This window comes from Roseateles sp. GW821-FHT02E12 (assembly GCF_059421665.1).
Genome location: NZ_JBWKVK010000001.1, coordinates 619,700 through 636,629 on the forward strand (window position 1 = coordinate 619,700; position 16,930 = coordinate 636,629).

The 16,930-nt window shown below is 68.2% G+C and carries 17 protein-coding genes; 13 read left to right on the forward strand and 4 right to left on the reverse strand.

The window, feature by feature from the left end:
* Positions 1-108: 108 nt before the first annotated feature.
* From AC07V5_RS02935 to AC07V5_RS02950, 4 genes are read left to right on the forward strand one after another with little or no spacing between them, the layout of a single operon-like run.
* Complete coding sequence (locus tag AC07V5_RS02935) at positions 109-2,028, forward strand: hypothetical protein (RefSeq protein ID WP_495114079.1); 1,920 nt, start codon at positions 109-111, stop codon at positions 2,026-2,028.
* Between the two features lie 2 nt (positions 2,029-2,030).
* On the forward strand, positions 2,031-2,441 hold the full coding sequence (locus tag AC07V5_RS02940; protein ID WP_495114080.1) for a GtrA family protein: 411 nt from the start codon (positions 2,031-2,033) through the stop codon (positions 2,439-2,441).
* Entirely contained in the window at positions 2,438-4,003 is a 1,566-nt protein-coding gene (locus tag AC07V5_RS02945) for an NAD(P)/FAD-dependent oxidoreductase (RefSeq protein ID WP_495114081.1), read from the forward strand. The genes AC07V5_RS02940 and AC07V5_RS02945 overlap by 4 nt, the downstream gene beginning before the upstream one ends.
* A gap of 27 nt (positions 4,004-4,030) precedes the next feature.
* On the forward strand, positions 4,031-5,749 hold the full coding sequence (locus AC07V5_RS02950; RefSeq protein WP_495114082.1) for a PglL family O-oligosaccharyltransferase: 1,719 nt from the start codon (positions 4,031-4,033) through the stop codon (positions 5,747-5,749).
* A 2-nt stretch (positions 5,750-5,751) separates the two neighbouring features.
* Here the strand turns inward: AC07V5_RS02950 and moaC are convergent, their stop codons facing one another.
* A complete protein-coding gene (gene moaC, locus AC07V5_RS02955) occupies positions 5,752-6,243 on the reverse strand; it encodes a cyclic pyranopterin monophosphate synthase MoaC (RefSeq protein ID WP_495114083.1) in 492 nt (163 codons plus the stop codon).
* A gap of 74 nt (positions 6,244-6,317) precedes the next feature.
* On the opposite strand from moaC, the gene AC07V5_RS02960 reads away from it, so the two are divergent.
* On the forward strand, positions 6,318-7,910 hold the full coding sequence (locus AC07V5_RS02960) for a M48 family metalloprotease (RefSeq protein WP_495114084.1): 1,593 nt from the start codon (positions 6,318-6,320) through the stop codon (positions 7,908-7,910).
* A 3-nt stretch (positions 7,911-7,913) separates the two neighbouring features.
* Here the strand turns inward: AC07V5_RS02960 and AC07V5_RS02965 are convergent, their stop codons facing one another.
* Positions 7,914-8,546, reverse strand: coding sequence for a glutathione binding-like protein (locus AC07V5_RS02965; protein ID WP_495114085.1), 633 nt, complete (start codon positions 8,544-8,546; stop codon positions 7,914-7,916).
* 69 nt (positions 8,547-8,615) lie between these two features.
* Between AC07V5_RS02965 and AC07V5_RS02970 the strand changes: the two genes are divergently transcribed.
* Positions 8,616-9,248, forward strand: a complete 633-nt coding sequence (locus AC07V5_RS02970) for a TetR/AcrR family transcriptional regulator (protein WP_495114086.1) — start codon at positions 8,616-8,618, stop codon at positions 9,246-9,248.
* Here AC07V5_RS02970 and AC07V5_RS02975 read toward each other — a convergent pair.
* The gene (locus AC07V5_RS02975; protein WP_495114087.1) at positions 9,245-9,598 is read right to left on the reverse strand and encodes a phage holin family protein; all 354 of its coding nucleotides are present in this window, start codon (positions 9,596-9,598) and stop codon (positions 9,245-9,247) included. The two genes, AC07V5_RS02970 and AC07V5_RS02975, sit on opposite strands and share 4 nt — an antisense overlap.
* 251 nt (positions 9,599-9,849) lie before the next feature.
* Here AC07V5_RS02975 and AC07V5_RS02980 point away from each other — a divergent pair, with 251 nt between their 5' ends.
* From AC07V5_RS02980 to AC07V5_RS03010, 7 genes are all read left to right on the forward strand, one after another.
* Entirely contained in the window at positions 9,850-10,500 is a 651-nt protein-coding gene (locus AC07V5_RS02980; protein ID WP_495114088.1) for a TonB family protein, read from the forward strand.
* A 94-nt stretch (positions 10,501-10,594) separates the two neighbouring features.
* Positions 10,595-12,853, forward strand: coding sequence for a TonB-dependent receptor (locus AC07V5_RS02985; protein ID WP_495114089.1), 2,259 nt, complete (start codon positions 10,595-10,597; stop codon positions 12,851-12,853).
* Between the two features lie 28 nt (positions 12,854-12,881).
* Positions 12,882-13,565 (forward strand): Fe2+-dependent dioxygenase, encoded by a 684-nt coding sequence (locus AC07V5_RS02990; RefSeq protein WP_495114090.1) that lies wholly within the window; start codon positions 12,882-12,884, stop codon positions 13,563-13,565.
* A complete protein-coding gene (locus AC07V5_RS02995) occupies positions 13,562-14,695 on the forward strand; it encodes an alpha-hydroxy acid oxidase (protein ID WP_495114091.1) in 1,134 nt (377 codons plus the stop codon). The genes AC07V5_RS02990 and AC07V5_RS02995 overlap by 4 nt, the downstream gene beginning before the upstream one ends.
* Positions 14,692-14,979, forward strand: coding sequence for a PepSY domain-containing protein (locus tag AC07V5_RS03000; protein ID WP_495114092.1), 288 nt, complete (start codon positions 14,692-14,694; stop codon positions 14,977-14,979). Before AC07V5_RS02995 ends, AC07V5_RS03000 begins: the two co-directional genes overlap by 4 nt.
* A 9-nt stretch (positions 14,980-14,988) precedes the next feature.
* Positions 14,989-15,555: a cytochrome b/b6 domain-containing protein gene (locus tag AC07V5_RS03005; protein WP_495114093.1), complete on the forward strand. Its 567-nt coding sequence runs from the start codon at positions 14,989-14,991 to the stop codon at positions 15,553-15,555.
* A 221-nt stretch (positions 15,556-15,776) separates the two neighbouring features.
* Positions 15,777-16,217, forward strand: a complete 441-nt coding sequence (locus tag AC07V5_RS03010) for an SWIB/MDM2 domain-containing protein (RefSeq protein WP_495114094.1) — start codon at positions 15,777-15,779, stop codon at positions 16,215-16,217.
* A gap of 120 nt (positions 16,218-16,337) precedes the next feature.
* Here the strand turns inward: AC07V5_RS03010 and AC07V5_RS03015 are convergent, their stop codons facing one another.
* A complete protein-coding gene (locus AC07V5_RS03015; protein ID WP_495114095.1) occupies positions 16,338-16,730 on the reverse strand; it encodes a response regulator in 393 nt (130 codons plus the stop codon).
* Positions 16,731-16,930: the final 200 nt, after the last annotated feature.

A 16,930-nucleotide genomic window follows, 5' to 3' on the forward strand; every position in this document is an offset into this window, starting at 1 on the left:
ATGCATCGCCGGGCCCACACACGCTGACCCGCAAATGCAGCTCAACGAGTCAGGCACCTTCACTCACCCTGCGCAGCTCCCAGCCATCGAGCTTGGCCTCTTGCATCCATGATTGACCGCATGCCTGCCGCGTCCACACCTCGCCAGATCGACCGGTGGAGCGTCCTGGCGGGCCTGATCACCATCGCAGCTTTTGCGTTGGCGGCGCGTCCCTACCTCGGGATCTGGCACGACGGCAGCCTCTACTTCGGCCAGGTGCTTCGGCACTCACGTGTGCCGGAACTCGCGCACGACATCTTCTTCGCGAGCGGCTCACAGGATCGCTTCTCCATCTATTCGCAACTGGTGATGCCGCTCTATGGGCTGCTGGGAGAGGGCGTCACGCACATGGCGGTGGTGCTGGCCTGCTGGCTCTGCACCGGCAGCGCCGTGTTCGCGCTGTTGACCCTGCTGGATCAAAACCGTTCGACAGCGCTGTGGGGCCTGATGGCCTTTGCGGTCATTTCGCCGATGTATGGCGGCGGCTGGGCCTTCAGCTACAGCGAACAGTTCCTGACAGCACGTAGTGCCGCGGAACCGCTGCTGGTCTGGGCCCTGGTGGCCATGCTACGCGGGCAATACAAGTTGCTGGTGACGCTGCTCATTTCGGCGGCTCTGATTCACCCGCTGATGACGCTACCCGTCCTCGCGGCGCTGTACGTCTACCTCGCCCGGCAGGACAGGCGATGGCTCTGGCTGCTCGCAGCGTTTGCGCTGCCGTTGATCGCTGGCACCGCTGACCTGCCCCCCTGGGGCAACCTGTTCAAACGCTACGACGCCTATTGGTGGTCACTCTTCGACACCGCCAGCCCGCAAGTCTTGCTGCAGAACTGGTCTGTACTGGACTGGTCTGGTGTCGCCCTGGACGCGGGCGTCCTGCTGGGCGCGGCTTACCTCAGCCCCTCGGCAAGATTTTCTCGACTGCTGAGTGCCACAGCTGGTGCCATGGTGTTGTTGCTGGTGCTCGCACTGGTGTTGGTGGACGGCCTGCATGGCGTGCTCCCGACGCAACTGCAGCTTTGGCGCGTGCACTGGATCGCCCACCTGCTGGCCGTCGCCACGTCTCCCTGGCTGGCCCTTCAGCTGTGGAAGCGGGGCGGCCTGTGGCGCGCCAGTGCCTGCGCGTTGGCGCTGGCGATAGTGAATGTGCATGTCGGGGGCTTGCACGGACCCGCAACGTGCATGTTGCTGGCCCTGACCACCGCGCTCGCCTGGAAACTGCCGGCCGGCTCCGTCTCCCGGACAACGACCCTTCTGGTGTGCCTCGTGGTCATGGCCGTTCTGTTGATGCTCTCTGCCGCACGGCTCAACGACTTGCTGCTGCTTCTGCAATGGCGCTTTCCCACTTCCGGTTGGAGCACCCCTGCCCAGACCGTGCTTTCGTTCCCGGTGATGGCACTGCCGTGCTTCGGCGCGCTGCTATGGCTCAGCCGCATGGGCCAGGTGGGCCGGTGGGGGGCTGTATGCCTGAGCACAGCCCTGCTTGCGCTCGCCATTCAGGCCTGGGATCAGCGATCCGACCTTGCACGCGCCGTGGAGTCGCCCAGGGCTGCTCCTCATCAGTTTCAAGCCCATCTGCCTCCCGGGGCCAGTGTCTATTGGCCTGACCAGTTGGCTGCTGTCTGGGGACTGTTGGAACGCAGCAGTCATTTCGCGCCGCAGCAGGGCTCCGGCATGCTTTTCAACCGGGGCAACGCGATGGCCTTTGGCGAGCGCCGCGAGCAGTACCGGGCCATTGCACGGGATCGCTCAGCCTGCACGATGGCTGCCTCACTAACGCGCGATCGACAAGGCCTGGTGGCCTGCGACACCCCCTCCAGCGCCGCGCTCGTCGAACTGTGTCGCACAGCGGATCCACCAACCGCCATCGTGCTGCCAGGCCTGCTGAAACCGGCGCCCCTCGCCACGTGGCAGCCCCCTGCTGAACGCGACTCGCCGCAGACGTTTGCGCTCTATTCGTGCCAGCAACTCGCCGCGCTACAGCCTTGACCATGCCCCGTGCCTTCCAAGAGTTCTGGCGGTACGTCGCTGCCAGCGCGCTGGCGCTGGCGCTGGATACCACCCTCTTCACGTGCAGTCTGCGGTGGGGCGCCAGCGTACCTGCCGCATCCGCCGCCGGATTTCTGAGCGGGCTGGGCCTGATCTACACGCTCAGCACACGCCACGTCTTCGCACAGCACCGCATCGCAGACCGGCGCATGGAGTTCCTCGGCTTTGCAGCGATAGGCATGGCCGGGCTGGGGCTGACGGAGCTGATCCTCTGGCTGACGATCACCCAGGCCGGCATGCCCGCCTTGCCCGCCAAAATGATCAGTGCGGGGGCGACCTTCATGTCGAACTTCCTCCTCCGACGAGGGCTGTTGTTCACCCGACACCCTGCCCCACCGACACAGGCCCCATGACGTCCACCCTCATCATCGGCGCCGGCCCCGCCGGCCTCACCGCCGGCCTGGAGCTGCTGCGCGCGGGCTACCCGCAGGTCACGATCCTGGAAGCCACCGACGCCATCGGCGGCATCTCCAAGACGGTCAACTACAAGGGCAACCGCATCGACATCGGCGGGCACCGCTTCTTCTCCAAGTCCGACTGGGTGATGGACTGGTGGCGCGACGTGCTGCCGGTGGCCAAGCCCGCCAACGGGAATGGCGAGGCATTGCTGGGCTACCAGGGCCAGCAGCGCCTGCTTGGCAGCCACGCGGCCACGGCAAGCGAGGCGGACGACGCCGTCATGCTGATCCGCAGCCGCCAGTCGCGCATCTACTTCGGCGGCAACTTCTTCGACTACCCGCTCAAGCCCAGCCTGGATCTGGTGCGCAACATGGGCGTCGGCCGCTGCATGCAGTTCGCCGGCAGCTACATGGCCGCCGCGGCCAGCCCCATCCAACCCGAGCAAACGCTGGAAGACTTCTTCATCAACCGCTTCGGCCGCCAGCTCTACCTGCAGTTCTTCAAGGACTACACCGAGAAGGTCTGGGGCGTGCCCTGCCGCGACATCAGCGCCGACTGGGGCGCACAGCGAATCAAGAGCCTGTCCATCGGCAGCGCGGCCAAGCAGGCGCTGAAGAAGATCGTCACCGGCAAGACCGACACCCAGCACACCTCGCTGATCGAGAGCTTTCTCTACCCCAAGTACGGCCCCGGCCAGATGTGGGAAACGGCCGCGCGCGAGTTCGAGCGCCTGGGCGGGCAGCTGCTGCGCAGCCTGCGCGTGGACGAGATCCACCGCGAGGACCGGCGCATCACGCGCGTGCTGGCGCGCGACGACGCCGGCCAGCGCCTGGCCTTCGACGCCAGCGCCGTCGTCTCGACCATGCCCATCCGCGAACTCGCCCAGGCGCTGCGCCCCGCGGCCGACGCGCCGGCGCTGGCCATCGCCTCCGGCCTCGAGTACCGCGACTTCATCACCGTCGGCCTGCTCTACCGCCGCATGTCGCCGAAGGTGGCCGGCAAGGCCCGCCAGGTGAACGACAACTGGATCTACATCCAGGAACCTGGCGTCAAGGTCGGGCGCGTGCAGGTCTTCAATAACTGGAGCCCGTACATGGTGGCCGACCCGAACACCGTCTGGCTCGGCCTGGAGTTCTTCGCGCGCGACGACGACGCGCTGTGGGCCATGAGCGAAGACGCGCTGAAAAGCCTGGCCGTGCGCGAGATGCAGCAGCTGGGCCTGGCCGACGAAGCCGAGCTGCTCGATGGCACCGTGCTGCGCCAGCCCAAGGCCTACCCGGGCTATTTCGGCGCCGCCTTCCAGCGCTTCGACGAACTTCGTGGCTGGCTCGACGGCCTGGACAACCTGTATCTGTGCGGCCGCAACGGCATGCACCGCTACAACAACCAGGACCACTCCATGCTGTCCGCGCGCCTGGCCGCGCAGGCCATCATGAACAACGGCGCCGGCCGCGACGCGATCTGGGCCGTCAACATCGACGACGACTATCACGAGGAAGCGCCGACGAAAAGCTGAAGGCTGCACGTGCCATGATGCGCGCCCATGTCTTCCGCGACGTCCTCCCCCGCTGAGCAGGCCGCCTTCTTCGGCCTCGTCCTCGCCGCCGCCCTGCCGCCGCTGCTGGCCTTCAACCAGACGCCGGCCGCCACCCTCTACAACCAGCTGCTCGCCCTCGCCGGCTGGGGCCTGGCCTTGCTGGTGTGGGCCCGCTTCACGCCCGGCTGGCCCGCCGGCCTGAAGAGCCCTGCCGCCATCGCGCTGGCCCTGCTGCTCGCCGCGCCGCTCAGCTCCATGGCCTGGCGCGGCCTGCCCGCATCGCTCGGTCTCGGTGCCACGGCCATCATCGGCACCGGCCTGGCCGTGCTGCTCATCGCCCAGGGCCTGTCGCGCGAGCAGCGCAGCCGCGCGGCCGAGGGCCTGTGCTGGGGCCTGCTCTCGGCCGGCCTGGCCAGCATCGCCATCGGCCTGGTGCAGGTCTTCCTGCCCGACTGGGCCGACGGCAGCTTCATCGCGCGCTCGGGCATCGCGGGCCGCGCCGTCGGCAACCTGCGCCAGCCCAACCACCTGGCGAGCCTGATGATGTGGGCCGCCGTCGCCGCCGTGTACATCACCGAAAAGCGTGGCTGGCATAAAAGCGGCTGGCGCATGGCATTGGCGCCGCTGCTGTTCGCCTGCGTCTTCACCGTCGTGCTCAGCGCCTCGCGCACCGGCTTCATCGGCATCGCGATGCTGGCTATCTGGGGCCTCGTCGACCGCAAGCTGTCGCGCAGTGCACGCCTGCTCCTGCTCGCCACGCCGCTGATGCTGGGCTTCAGCTGGTGGTTGATCTCGCTGTGGTCGGCCGAGAGCGGCCATGCCTTCGGCGCCGCGTCCCGCTTGGCCGAAGGCGCCGGCTCGCCAACGCGCCTGGCCATCCTGCGTGACGCCTGGGCGCTGACGATGGCCAATCCGCTGCTGGGCGTCGGCTGGGGCGAGTTCAATTTCGCCTGGAGCCTGACGCCCTTCCCGACCCGCCCCATCGCCTTCTTCGACCACACCCACAACCTGCCCTCGCAGCTCGCCGTCGAACTCGGCCTGCCCTGGGCCGGCGCCGTGCTGGGCCTGCTGGGCTGGGCGCTGTGGAAGGCCACGCTTGGCGCCGTGCGCGCCGAAGCGGACGCGCCACTGCGCCGCGCCGCGCTGATGCTGGTGCTGACCATCGCGCTGCACAGCCTGCTGGAGTACCCGCTCTGGTACGCCTACTTCCTGCTGCCGGCCTGCTTCGCGCTGGGCCTCACGCTGCCGGCCGATGCTGACGCCACGCCAGCGTCGGCAACACCCTGGCAGGGCATCGGCGCCCTGCTGATCGCCGGCAGCGCCTTCGCCGTGTGGGACTACCAGCGCATCGTCGTCATCTACGCACCAACTGCCGATGCCGCGCCGCTGAACCAGCGCATCGCCACCGGCCAGCACTCGATCTTCTTCAGCCACCAGGCCGACTACGCCGCGGCCACCAGCTTCCCGCCCGGCAAGCTGGCCCTCGCCGCCACGCGCCGCACGGCCTTCAGCCTGATCGACGCGCGCCTGCTGATGCACTGGTCGCGCTCGCTGGAAAACACGGGCGACCTGGAAGGCGCGCGCTACCTGGCGGACCGGTTGCGCGAATTCCGCAACCCGACGGGCGAGACCTGGTTCACCACCTGCGAGGACGCAGCCTCAGCGCCGGCCATGCCGCAATGCCAGCCGGCATCGGGTGTGCGGGACTGGCGAGCCCTGCGCTGAGCCTAGGCGGGCTCGACGACGGCGTGCCAGTCGCCCGACTTGCCGCCCTGCTTCTCCAGCACGCGCACGTTCGAGATGACCATGCCGCGGTCCGCGGCCTTGCACATGTCGTAGATGGTCAGCAGGCCCACCTGCACGGCGCACAGCGCCTCCATCTCGACACCGGTGCGGCCCAGCGTCTCGACCTGCGCGCGGCACAGCACGCGGCTGCCCGCCTCGTCGAGCTGGAAGTCCACCGCCACGCGCGTGATCGGCAGCGGATGGCACAGCGGCACCAGGTCCGAACAGCGCTTGGCGCCCTGGATTGCGGCGATGCGCGCCACGCCCAGCACATCGCCCTTCTTGGCCGTGCCGCTGGCGATCAGCGCGAAGGTCTCGGGCTTCATGCGGATCTCGCCGGCGGCGACCGCGACGCGGTGCGTCTCGGCCTTGGCCGACACGTCCACCATGTGCGCTTGGCCCTGGGCGTCGAAATGCGTCAGGGGGGTTGTCATGCCAAGAAACATTCAGGAAACCGAGTTGCAGGCATCATAGACAGCCGGCTCCCGCCGGCCGGAGTTCCTGTTCGATGAAGAAGTCCCTTGCCTCTCGCGCCCTGCTGACCCTGGTTGCGGCCGCCTGCCTCATCACCACCGCCCCGATCCAGGCCCAGGTCAACCTGCCGGCCCTGGGCGACTCGGTCTCGCAAGACCTCGATGTCGGCGCCGAGCGGGCACTCGGTGAACGCTATATGCGCATGATCCGCCTCGACCCGGCCGTTGTGCAGGACCCGCTGCTGACGGAATACATGGCGAGCATCTTCGAGCCCCTGGTGGCTGCGTCGCGCAAGCTCGGCCACATCGGCGAAGACATCCAGACCCGCTTCGCCTGGGAGAGCTTCCTCGTCGAGGACAAGAGCATCAACGCCTTCGCGCTGCCGGGCGGCTTCGTCGGCACCCACCTGGGGCTCATCGCCATGACGGTGTCGCGCGACGAGCTGGCCTCGGTGCTGGCGCACGAGATCTCGCACGTGACGCAGCGCCACATCGCGCGCCGCATCGCCGGTGACTCCAAGAACAGCATGGTCGCCATCGCCGGCCTGCTGCTGGGCGTGCTGGCCGCGTCGCGCGGCAACATCGAGCTGGCCAATGCCGGCATCGTCGGCGGCCAGGCGGCGGCCACGCAGCTGTCGCTGAACTTCTCGCGCGACATGGAACGCGAGGCCGACCGCGTCGGCTTCAACGTGCTCGTCGAGGCCGGTTTCGCGGGCAGTGGCATGGTCAGCATGTTCGAGCGCATGGAGCAGGCCTACCACCTGATGGACAACGGCGCCTTCCCGTATCTGCGCTCCCACCCGCTGACCAGCGAGCGCATCGGCGACGCACGCACGCGTCTGGCGCTCGAGTCGTTCGCGCGGCCGCGGGGCCTCGCCGAGCACGCGCTGATGGCGGCACGCTCCCGCGTGCTGATGGACCCGCGTGTCGAGGCCTGGAAGGTGCTCGAGAACTACGACGCCGGCGCCCGCAACATCCGCGAGAGCGGCGGCTACGAACAGCTCGGCGCGCGTTATGCCGCGGCGCTGGCCTCCATCAAGCTGCGCAACTTCGACCGCGCCGAGACCACGCTGCGCAGCGCCGAGGTGACGCTGCAACTCATCAACCCCAGCCCTGCCGAGACCGTGGCGGCCAGCCGGCAGCTGACCTATCTGCGTGCCGAGCTGGCACAGGCTCGCGGCCGGCCGATGGAGGGCACGGCCGCTCTGGACACACTGGCGGGCGAGAAGTCCCGCCCCATGCTGATGCAGCGGGTGGGCCTGGCGCTGGCGACCGGCCCGGCGTCGCCCGCCTTGCGCGACGCCGCGGATGCGCTGCAGACCCATGTGAGCCTGGATCCCCGGGACTCCCTGGCCTGGGCCCAACTCGCGCTGATCTGGCAGAAGCTGGGCCAACCGCTGCGGGCCGTACGGGCCCAAGCCGAGGTGCATGCCGCCGCCGGCGACCTCAACGGCGCCATCGACCGCATGCGTTCGGGCCTGCGCCAGTCGCGCGGGCCTGATGCCGACCAGGTCGAGGCCTCGGTCATCGACGCCCGGCTGCGCGCCCTCGTCTACGAGCGCCAGTCCCTCCTCGGCGAGATGTACCGCGGACGCTACATCCCGCCCGACGTCGAACTGCCCAACTGAACTTCAGGCAGCGCGCAGGCGCTGCTCTTCCTGATAGAGGACGAACTCCTCGCGCAGTGCGCGCGCCACCGCCTCACGCTGGCTGATGCGACGGTGATACGCCTTGACCGCCGGCCACGCCGCCAGCTCCACACCTGCATAGGGCGCCCAGTTCAGCACGACCGCGAGGTAGATGTCGGCGATGCCGTAGCCGCCCTCCAGGTGCTCGTGCCGCTGCAAATGCGCTTCCAGCGTGTCCAGGCGCAGCGCGGCCTTCTCCATCGAATAGGTCTTCACGTCGGCGCTGGCCTTGGGGTCCAGCAGGGGCACGAAGACGGCCTTGTGCAGTTCGGTGCCGATGAAGCCCAGCCACTGGCGCACGCGGGCGCGCGCCGCGGCGTCTTCAGGCAGCAAGCCGGCGGCCGGCCAGGCCTCGGCCAGGTACTGCAGCACCGCGGCGTTCTCGGTCAGCACCCAGCCGTCTTGCGTACGCAGGGCCGGCACCTGGCCCATGGAATTGATCTGCCAATAGTCGCGGCCATCCAGCGTGCGCTTGGCCTTGCTGTCCACCTGGGTGAACAGGGCGTCGGCTCCCGCTTCGTAGAGCACGGTGCGGCTTGCCAGCGAACAGGCCATCGGGGAAAAGAACAGCTCCATCAAGGTCTCCAACAGTGTTTCTGTACTATATTGAACAGAATTCAATGACGTCAATGAATTTCATTCATCGTGGTACAAAAATCTGAAGAAGAGGCCGGCAAGCCCGCCCCGCGGCCCCGCGGCCGGCCCCGCAGCTTCGACACCGAGGCCACGTTGGCCCGCGCGACGCTGACCTTCTGGCAGCGCGGCTATGCATCGACCTCGCTGGACGACCTGAGCGCGGCCACCGGCCTGAACCGGCCCAGCCTCTACGGCGCGTTCGGCGACAAGCACGCGCTTTATCTGCAGGCGTTGCGGCTCTACACGGAGCAGTCCGATGCGGCCATCGCGGCAGCACTGGACGGGCGCCCGCTGCGCGAAGGCCTGCAGCGCGTCTACGAGCTGGCACTGCAGCTCTACTGCCCTGCCGACGAGGCCGGGCGCGGCTGCCTGCTGATCGGCACGGCCGCCACCGAGGCGCCGCGCGACGAGGCCATCCGCCGCCAGCTCGGCGATTCGCTGCGCGGCTTCAATGCCGCCTTCGAGGCGCGGCTCAAGCGTGCGGTGGACGACGGCGAACTACCGGCCGGCACGGATGTGACGATGCGCGCCCAGCTCGCGTCGGCGGTGCTGCATTCGATGGCGCTGCGTGCCCGCGCCGGAGATCCGCGCGAGGCGCTGGCCGCGCTGGCCAGGGCCGGCGTCGAGATGGCCTGCGGCTAGTCGCTCGGGAAGATCCGCTCGATGACGACGTCGATGACCATGCCGCACAGGCTGTAGATCAGCGAGCCGATCAGCGCCGCCCAGAAGCCGGTCACGGCCAGGCCCGTCAGCAGCGAGGCGGCGGCCCAGAACATCAGCGCGTTGATGACGAAGAGAAAGAGCCCCAGGCTCAGCACCGTCACCGGCAGCGTCAGCAGCACGAGGATGGGCCGCAACAGCGTGTTCAGCAGGCCCAGCACCAGGGCCGCGATCAGCGCCGAGGTGAAGCTCGTCACGACGACGCCAGGGTAGAGATGGGCCACGAGCAGCAACGCCCCGGCCAGCAGCAACCAACGGGTGAGGGTCTTCATGGCCGTGAAGCATATCGGGCGCCGCCCGCCGAGGCTGTCGTACAGCCGCCGCAGCTTGACATGCATCAAATAGGAATCGTTCGCATTCGTGTTAAGATTCTTTCAGTCCCACACGTCTCGTCTTGCTCGTGAAGCCCGCCCTCGCCTTTGTTGCCCCCAGTTCGGCCGCTCCCGCGCCGGTCGTCGCGCCGTCGCGACCCGCGCTGGTGGTGCCGTTGCGGCTGCAAGAACCGCGGCCAAGCTTTGCCGACATGTCGCGCCCCACGAGCAAGCAGCGCGGGCTGATGGTGGGCATCGTTGCGCTGCATCTGCTGGGCCTGTGGGGTCTGAGCCAAGTGCAGGACCTGCACCGCGCGGTGGCGCGCATCGCCCCCGTCGTCGTGCGCCTGGTGGCGCCGGCCGAGCCGCCCAAGCCGCTGCCGCCGCCCCCCGTGGCGATACCGCAGTTGAAGGTGCCGGCGCTGGCGATGATCGACCCGCCACTGATCGCCGTCGCCACGGCGCCTGCCCCCTCGCCGGTCTTCGCGGCGATTCCCCTGCCACCGCCATCGCCCACACCGGTGGTGGCGGCGCCGACGCCCGTCATTCCCATCACGCCGCCGCCCACGCCGCAGATCAAGCAGATCCCCGCCAGCGCGGTGCGCTATCTGAAAGAGCCGCGCATGACGGTGCCGCTGATGTCCAAGCGGCTGCGCGAGTCCGGCGTCGTGCATCTGCGCGTCGTCGTCGACGTGCGCGGCCAGCCACGTGAAATCACCTTGGCGAAGTCCTCCGGCTTCGCCCGACTGGACGAGCAGGCGCTGCAGGACATGCGCAGCGCCCGCTTCGCGCCGTACACGGAAAACGGTCAGGCCGTCGAGTGGGAGGTCATCGCACCGATGTCCTACGAAGTCGACCGCTGATCCCGTCTCCTTTCCCTGAGTAGCCATGCCGTGGGCAGCGCTTTGCGCTGTCGTGGGCAAAGCCATGCCCATTCACGATCCATCGGAGAAATCCATGTCCCGCAAGAACAAATCGAACAAGGCGCAGGCAGCGCTGCTGCCCCTGGGCGCACTGGCCGCTGGCTTCGGCCTGGCCACGGCTGCCCTGGCCCAGACCGCCCCCGCTCAGAAGGCGCCCGCCAAGGAAGAAAGCGTGCTGCCCACCGTGCGCGCCAAGGCCACCGCCGAACCCCAGGGCAAGGACGGCTACCAGACCACCGAGACGCGCATCGGCAAGGGCAAGCAGGACATCCGCGACATCCCGCAGTCTCTGACCGTCGTCACCGAGAAGCTGATCGACGACCGCAACCTCGACAACGTCAAGGAAGTGCTGAAGAACACGGCGGGCATCACCTTCCAGGCCGCCGAGGGCGGCGAGGAAGACATCAAGATCCACGGCATCTCGCTGCAGAGCACCGGTGACATCTTCATCGACGGCATGCGCGACCCGGCCTTCTACGACCGCGACACCTTCTTCCTCGACAAGATCGAACTGCTGCGCGGCTCCGGTGCCCTGATGTTCGGCCGCGGCTCCAGTGGCGGCGCGGTCAACCAGGTCACCAAACAGGCGCTGCTGGCCGACCAGAACGAGATCAACATCGGCATCGGCAGCCACTCGCAGTTCCGCGCGGTCGGCGACTTCAACCGCCGCAGCGGCGAGACGACGGCCTGGCGCATCGGCACCATGGTCAACCGCGGCGACAACGACGGCGCCGGCAGCATGATCAACAAGGCCGGCGTCGCCGGCTCGGTGCGCACGGGCATCGGCGAAGACGACGAGTTCTCCCTCACGCTGTATGCGCTCGAGAACGAGAACGGCATGAACTACGGCATGCCCTTCATCCGGCCCTCGCTGACCTCGCCCACCAGCGCCACGACGCTGCTGCCACTGGACCCGACCGCCTATTACGGCATGGCCAGCGACCGCAACAAGGGCTCGGCCCGCTACGTGATGGGCCAGCACACGCACAAGTTCAGCCCCGACGTGGAGCTGGTCACCAAGGCCCGCTACGCGAGCTACACCCGTGACCAACGCGCCGGCACCGTGCGCTTCGCCGCTGCGAACCTGCAGCCCGGTGGCATTGCCGCGTCGCTTGCTACCTTCGGCCCCAACACCGTCATCAACCGCGGCACCCAGCTGAAGGTGCAGGACATGCAGACGGTGACGGCGCAGAGCGACCTGAACGCCAGGCTGAAGCTCGCGGGTATGGAGCACAACATCACCACCGGCGCCGACTTCTCGCAGGAGAAGAAGCAGGTCTACGCCGCCTACTCGGCCAACCAGGGTGGCGTCGTCCCGACCAAGCCGACAACGACCATCGGCCGCCCCGATGACGGCGCATCGATCAACGAAGGCCTGCGCAGCTTCCGCACCAACAATGACTACGTCTCCAAGGGCTACGGCGCCTATCTGCAGGACTTGATCCAGGTCGCGCCGATGTGGAAGGTGCTGGCCGGGCTGCGCTACGACAAGCTCGACGGCGACTACAAGGTCTACAGCATCCCCAACAACGCCCCGTCGCCCACGACGACCCAGCCCTACGCGATGAACGTCTCGGAGTGGAGCAAGCGCGCCGCTGTGCTGTTCCAGCCGAGCGCGCAGCTGTCCTTCCACCTGATGGGCGCGACGTCCTTCAACACCTCGGGCGACACGTACTCGCTGAGCGCCGCCAACCAGAACATCCCGCCCGAGAAGTCGGTCAACCTCGAGCTGGGCGGCCAGTACGACTCGGCGGACGGCAAGCTGACGACGCGCTTCGGCATCTTCCGCGCCACCAAGCTGCACGAGCGCAACACCGATCCGCTAAGCAACCTGGTCGAGCTGTCCGGCAAGCGTCATGCCTCGGGCATCGACGTCGACATCACCGGCCGCATCACGCCCGAGTGGGAGATCTTCGGCACCTTCACCTGGATGCCGGTCGCCAAGATCGACATCGGCGCCGAGGGCGCGGAAGGCCAGGGCTCGCGCCCGTCGCTGACGCCGCAGTACTCCGGCAGCCTGTGGACGACCTACAAGCTCAACGCCCAGTGGCGCGTCGGCGGCGGCTTCAATGCGCGCAGCAGCCAGCAGCCGCTGCGCAACCCCGGCTTCTACGTGCCCAAGTTCATCATCGCCAACCTGATGGCCGAGTACACGGTCATCGAGGACGCGCTGCTGTTCCGCCTCAACGTCGACAATGTGGCCAACAAGCTCTACGCCGATTCGCTCTACACAGGCCACTACGTGCCGGGCAAGGGCCGCAACGTCACGATGACGGGCACCTACAAGTTCTGACCCCCCCGACGGAGACCCGCGCCACGCCATGCTGCTGAAGATCCCCCAGATCCTCGACGCTGCCGGCGTGGCCCGGGCCCGCGAGCTGCTGGCCACGGCCCCCTGGGCCGATGGTCGCAGCACCGCCGGCCGCCAGGCCGCGCAGGTCAAGAACAACCAGCAGCTGCAGCCCGGCAGCGAGCAGCACCGCGAGCTGCAGGCCCTGGTGCTGCAGGCGCTCGAGAAGCACCCGCTGTTCTTCTCGGCCACGCTGCCCAAGCGCGTGCTGCCGCCGCTGTTCAACCGCTACGCCGGCGCGAGCAATGCCTACGGCAGCCATGTCGACCAAGCCGTGCGCTACCTGCCCGGCGGCTTGCAGCGTGTGCGCACCGACATCTCCTGCACCCTCTTCCTGAACGAACCGGCCGACTACGACGGCGGCGATCTCGTCATCGAGCACGCCTTCGGTGAACAGCGCGTCAAGCTCGCGGCCGGCGACATGGTCGTCTACCCCGGCACCAGCGTGCACCGCGTCGAACCCGTCACGCGCGGCGAGCGGCTGGCCAGCTTCTTCTGGATCGAGAGCATGGTGCGCGCCGACGAACAGCGCCGCCTGCTTTACGAGATGGACATGAGCCTGATGAAGCTGCGCGGCGAGCATGGCGAAACGCCCGAGCTCGTGCAGCTGACGGGCACGTATCACAACCTGCTGCGGATGTGGGCCGACACGTGAGCGCCCCGCGCATTGAATCCTTGCCGGATGGCCTGGCCAACCTGACCGACTTCGAGGCGCCCGCCAAGGCCCGCGTCGACGCAGCCGCCTGGGCCTATCTGAACGGTGGCGCGGCCGACGAGATCACGCTGCGCGCCAACCGCACCGCCTGGGATGCCATCAAGCTGCAGCCGCGCGTACTGCGCGACCTCGGCAACGGCCACACCCGCGTGAACCTGCTCGGCCGCGAGCTGCGCCACCCCATCCTGCTCGCGCCCATCGCCTACCAGCGCCTCTTCCACGCCGACGGCGAGCTGGCCATCGCCCACGCCGCTGCCGCGCAGGAGGCCGGCCTCATCCTCAGCGCCCAGGCCAGCATCGACATGGAAGCCGTGGCCGCGCCGATGTTGGGCGACGCCGCAGCCGGCCCGCTGTGGTTCCAGCTCTACTGGCGCGACGACCGCGACTTCATGCGCGCCCTGCTCAAGCGCATCGAAGCCGCCGGCTACCAGGCCCTGGTGCTGACCGTCGACGCCCCCGTGCACGGCGCGCGCGACCGCGAGCGCCGCACCGGCTTCAAGCTGCCGGACGACATCCGCGCGGTGAACCTGGGCGGTCTGAAGAAGCCCCTCAACCTGCAGCCCGGCCAGAGCGCGCTGTTCGACGGCCTGATGCCGCGCGCCGCCACTTGGGCGCAGGTCGACTGGCTGCGCGCCGAAAGCAAGCTGCCGCTGTTGCTCAAGGGTGTGACGCATGCCGACGATGCGCGCGAGGCGCTGACCCGCGGCGTCACCGGCTTCGTCGTCTCCAACCACGGTGGCCGCGCGCTGGACACGCTGCCACCCACCACCGAGCTGCTGCCGCCGCTGCGCGCCGCCCTCGGGCCCGACGTGCCGCTGCTCGTCGACGGCGGCATCCGCCGCGGCACCGACGTGCTCAAGGCCATGGCCCTGGGCGCCAACGCCGTGCTGCTCGGCCGCCCCTACATCCATGCCCTTGCCGCCAGCGGCGCCCTGGGCGTGGCCCACGCGCTGCGCCTGCTGCGCGACGAACTGGAGATCGCGATGGCGCTCTCCGGCTGCAAGACTCTCGCCGACGCCGGCCCGGCACTGTTGTGGCCCGGCAGCTGTTCCGAAAGGACACCCCGATGAAACGCATCCTCACCACCATCGCCCTCGCCATCGCCGCCGGCGGCGCGTTCGCCCACGGCGCCGTCTCCTGCCCCGTCGTGCCCAAGGAAGAGAAGAAGCCGCAGATGGAACTGCAGCGCAAGCTGGAGGCCGAAGGCTGGAAGGTCCGCAAGGTCCAGAACTACAACGGCTGCTACGAGGTCTATGGCTTCGACGACAAGGGCGCCAAGGCCGAGGCCTTCTTCCACCCCAAGACCTTCGAGCGCGTCTACCCCGAAGGCGAGCAGCCGGCTGACAAGAAGTAAAGCCGCGCAATGACCGGTGCCGCGCGCATCCGCGTCTGGGACGTCCTCGTGCGCGTGCTGCACTGGACGCTCGCGGCCACGGTCGCCACGTGCTGGATCAGCGGCCACTGGCCGTCGCGCGCCTTCGACGCCGTGCACCACACCGCCGGCTACGTGGCCGGTGCGGCCGTGGCGCTGCGGCTTCTCTGGGGCTTTGCGGGCGGCCCACGCTCGCGCTATGCCCGCCTCGCGCAGTTCGTGCGTGGCCCGCGCACAGTGCTGGCCTATGCCCGCGCGATGCGCTCGGGCGGCGAGCCGCGCTACGTTGGCCATAACCCTCTGGGCGGTTGGATGGTGCTGGCGCTGTGGAGCACCGCCGCGGCCCTCGTCATCAGCGGTTGGCTCTACACGACCGATTGGCTGTGGGGCTACGAGTGGCTGTCGGACCTGCACGCGGCACTCGCCTGGCTCGTCATGACCCTCGTCGTGGGCCATCTCGGCGGCGTCGTTTTGACGAGCTGGCGGCATCGCGAGAACCTCGTTGGCGCGATGTTGAGCGGCATGAAGCGCGCGCCCGAAGGCAGCGACATCGACTGAGTGCAAGGCTCTGGAAGGCCCAAGTGATGCGGCCCCGCGACAAGCAAGGCCTCAAAGGGTCGATTTCATGGGCCACTGCGGGTCATCCCCTCTATGAAAGCCTTCTCTTCCCCTAGGGAGAGCAGTACCATCGCTGCCGCAGGGTGCTAGCGAGTATTGAAGGCTTACGCGGCCTTCACCCAGGCCCGGCACATCAACAACTTTTGATGGAGTGAATCGACATGGCAACTGCGAAGAAGGCCGCGCCCGCGAAGAAAGCGGCGGCACCGGCTAAGAAGGCCGCACCGGCGAAGAAGGCGGCAGCGCCCGCGAAGGCGCCTGCAGCAAAGAAGGCGGCAGCTCCGGCCAAGAAGGCGGCTGCACCTGCGAAGAAGGCAGCTCCGGCCAAGAAGGCCGCTGCACCCGCCAAGAAGCGCACGCCCAACGCCGCCTTCATGAAGGCCCTGACCCCCAGCGCCGCTCTCGCGGCCATCGTTGGCGCCAGCCCGCTGCCGCGCACCGACGTGACCAAGAAGGTCTGGGAGTACATCAAGAAGAACAAGCTGCAGGACGAGCTGCAGAAGCGCGTCATCAACGCCGACGCCAAGCTGAAGGAAATCTTCGGCAAGGCCAAGGCCGACATGTTCGAGATGACCAAGCTGATCAACAGCCACCTGAAGTGATGCAGTGCCGCGCAAGCGGCCTGCGGAACGAAGCCCGGCGCTGCCGGGCTTTTTTTTGACCGTCGCGTTTTCAGCCGCCGCGTTTTCAGCCACTGCATTCGGCAGCGGCGAACCACCGGTTCAGGCCAGCAGCTTGTGCAGCGTGGTCTGCAACTGCGGCACGTCGATGGGCTTGAGCCAGTAGTCCTGGAAGCCCGCCGCGCGCGCGGCGCGCACGACGCTGCCGGGGTCGTCCGCCGACAAGGCCACCCAGCGCAATGCATCGAACCGAGGTGCCAGCTCGGCATCGGTCTTGGCCCTGGCGATGAGCTCCAGCCCCGTCATGTCCGGCAGGTTCATGTCGACGAGAACGAGGCTGGGCCGGCACTCGCCCAGCGCCGCCAACGCCTCGGCACCGGTCTCGGCACAGCGCAGCTCCCAGCCCGGCAGCAGCCGGAACACCTCCTCCATCAGGATCAGGTGAATGCGGTCGTCTTCGACGTAAAGCACCAGCGGCGGGGCGCGGTCGGGCATGGCGGGTTCGGGGGGACTGCAGGAAGCGGTCGGCACGATAGCAGCAATGCCGGGCCGGGCCGCCGAGGTCGCTCTGACAAACGTTTTCAGCCCTTTGCGTGATTTATCTCACCCGCTTGACACCCCCTCTTTGCGGGTCTTCAACGCGGATAAACCCTAGGAATCCCTAGTATTGCGTCCATGCGTCCAAACCCGGGCGC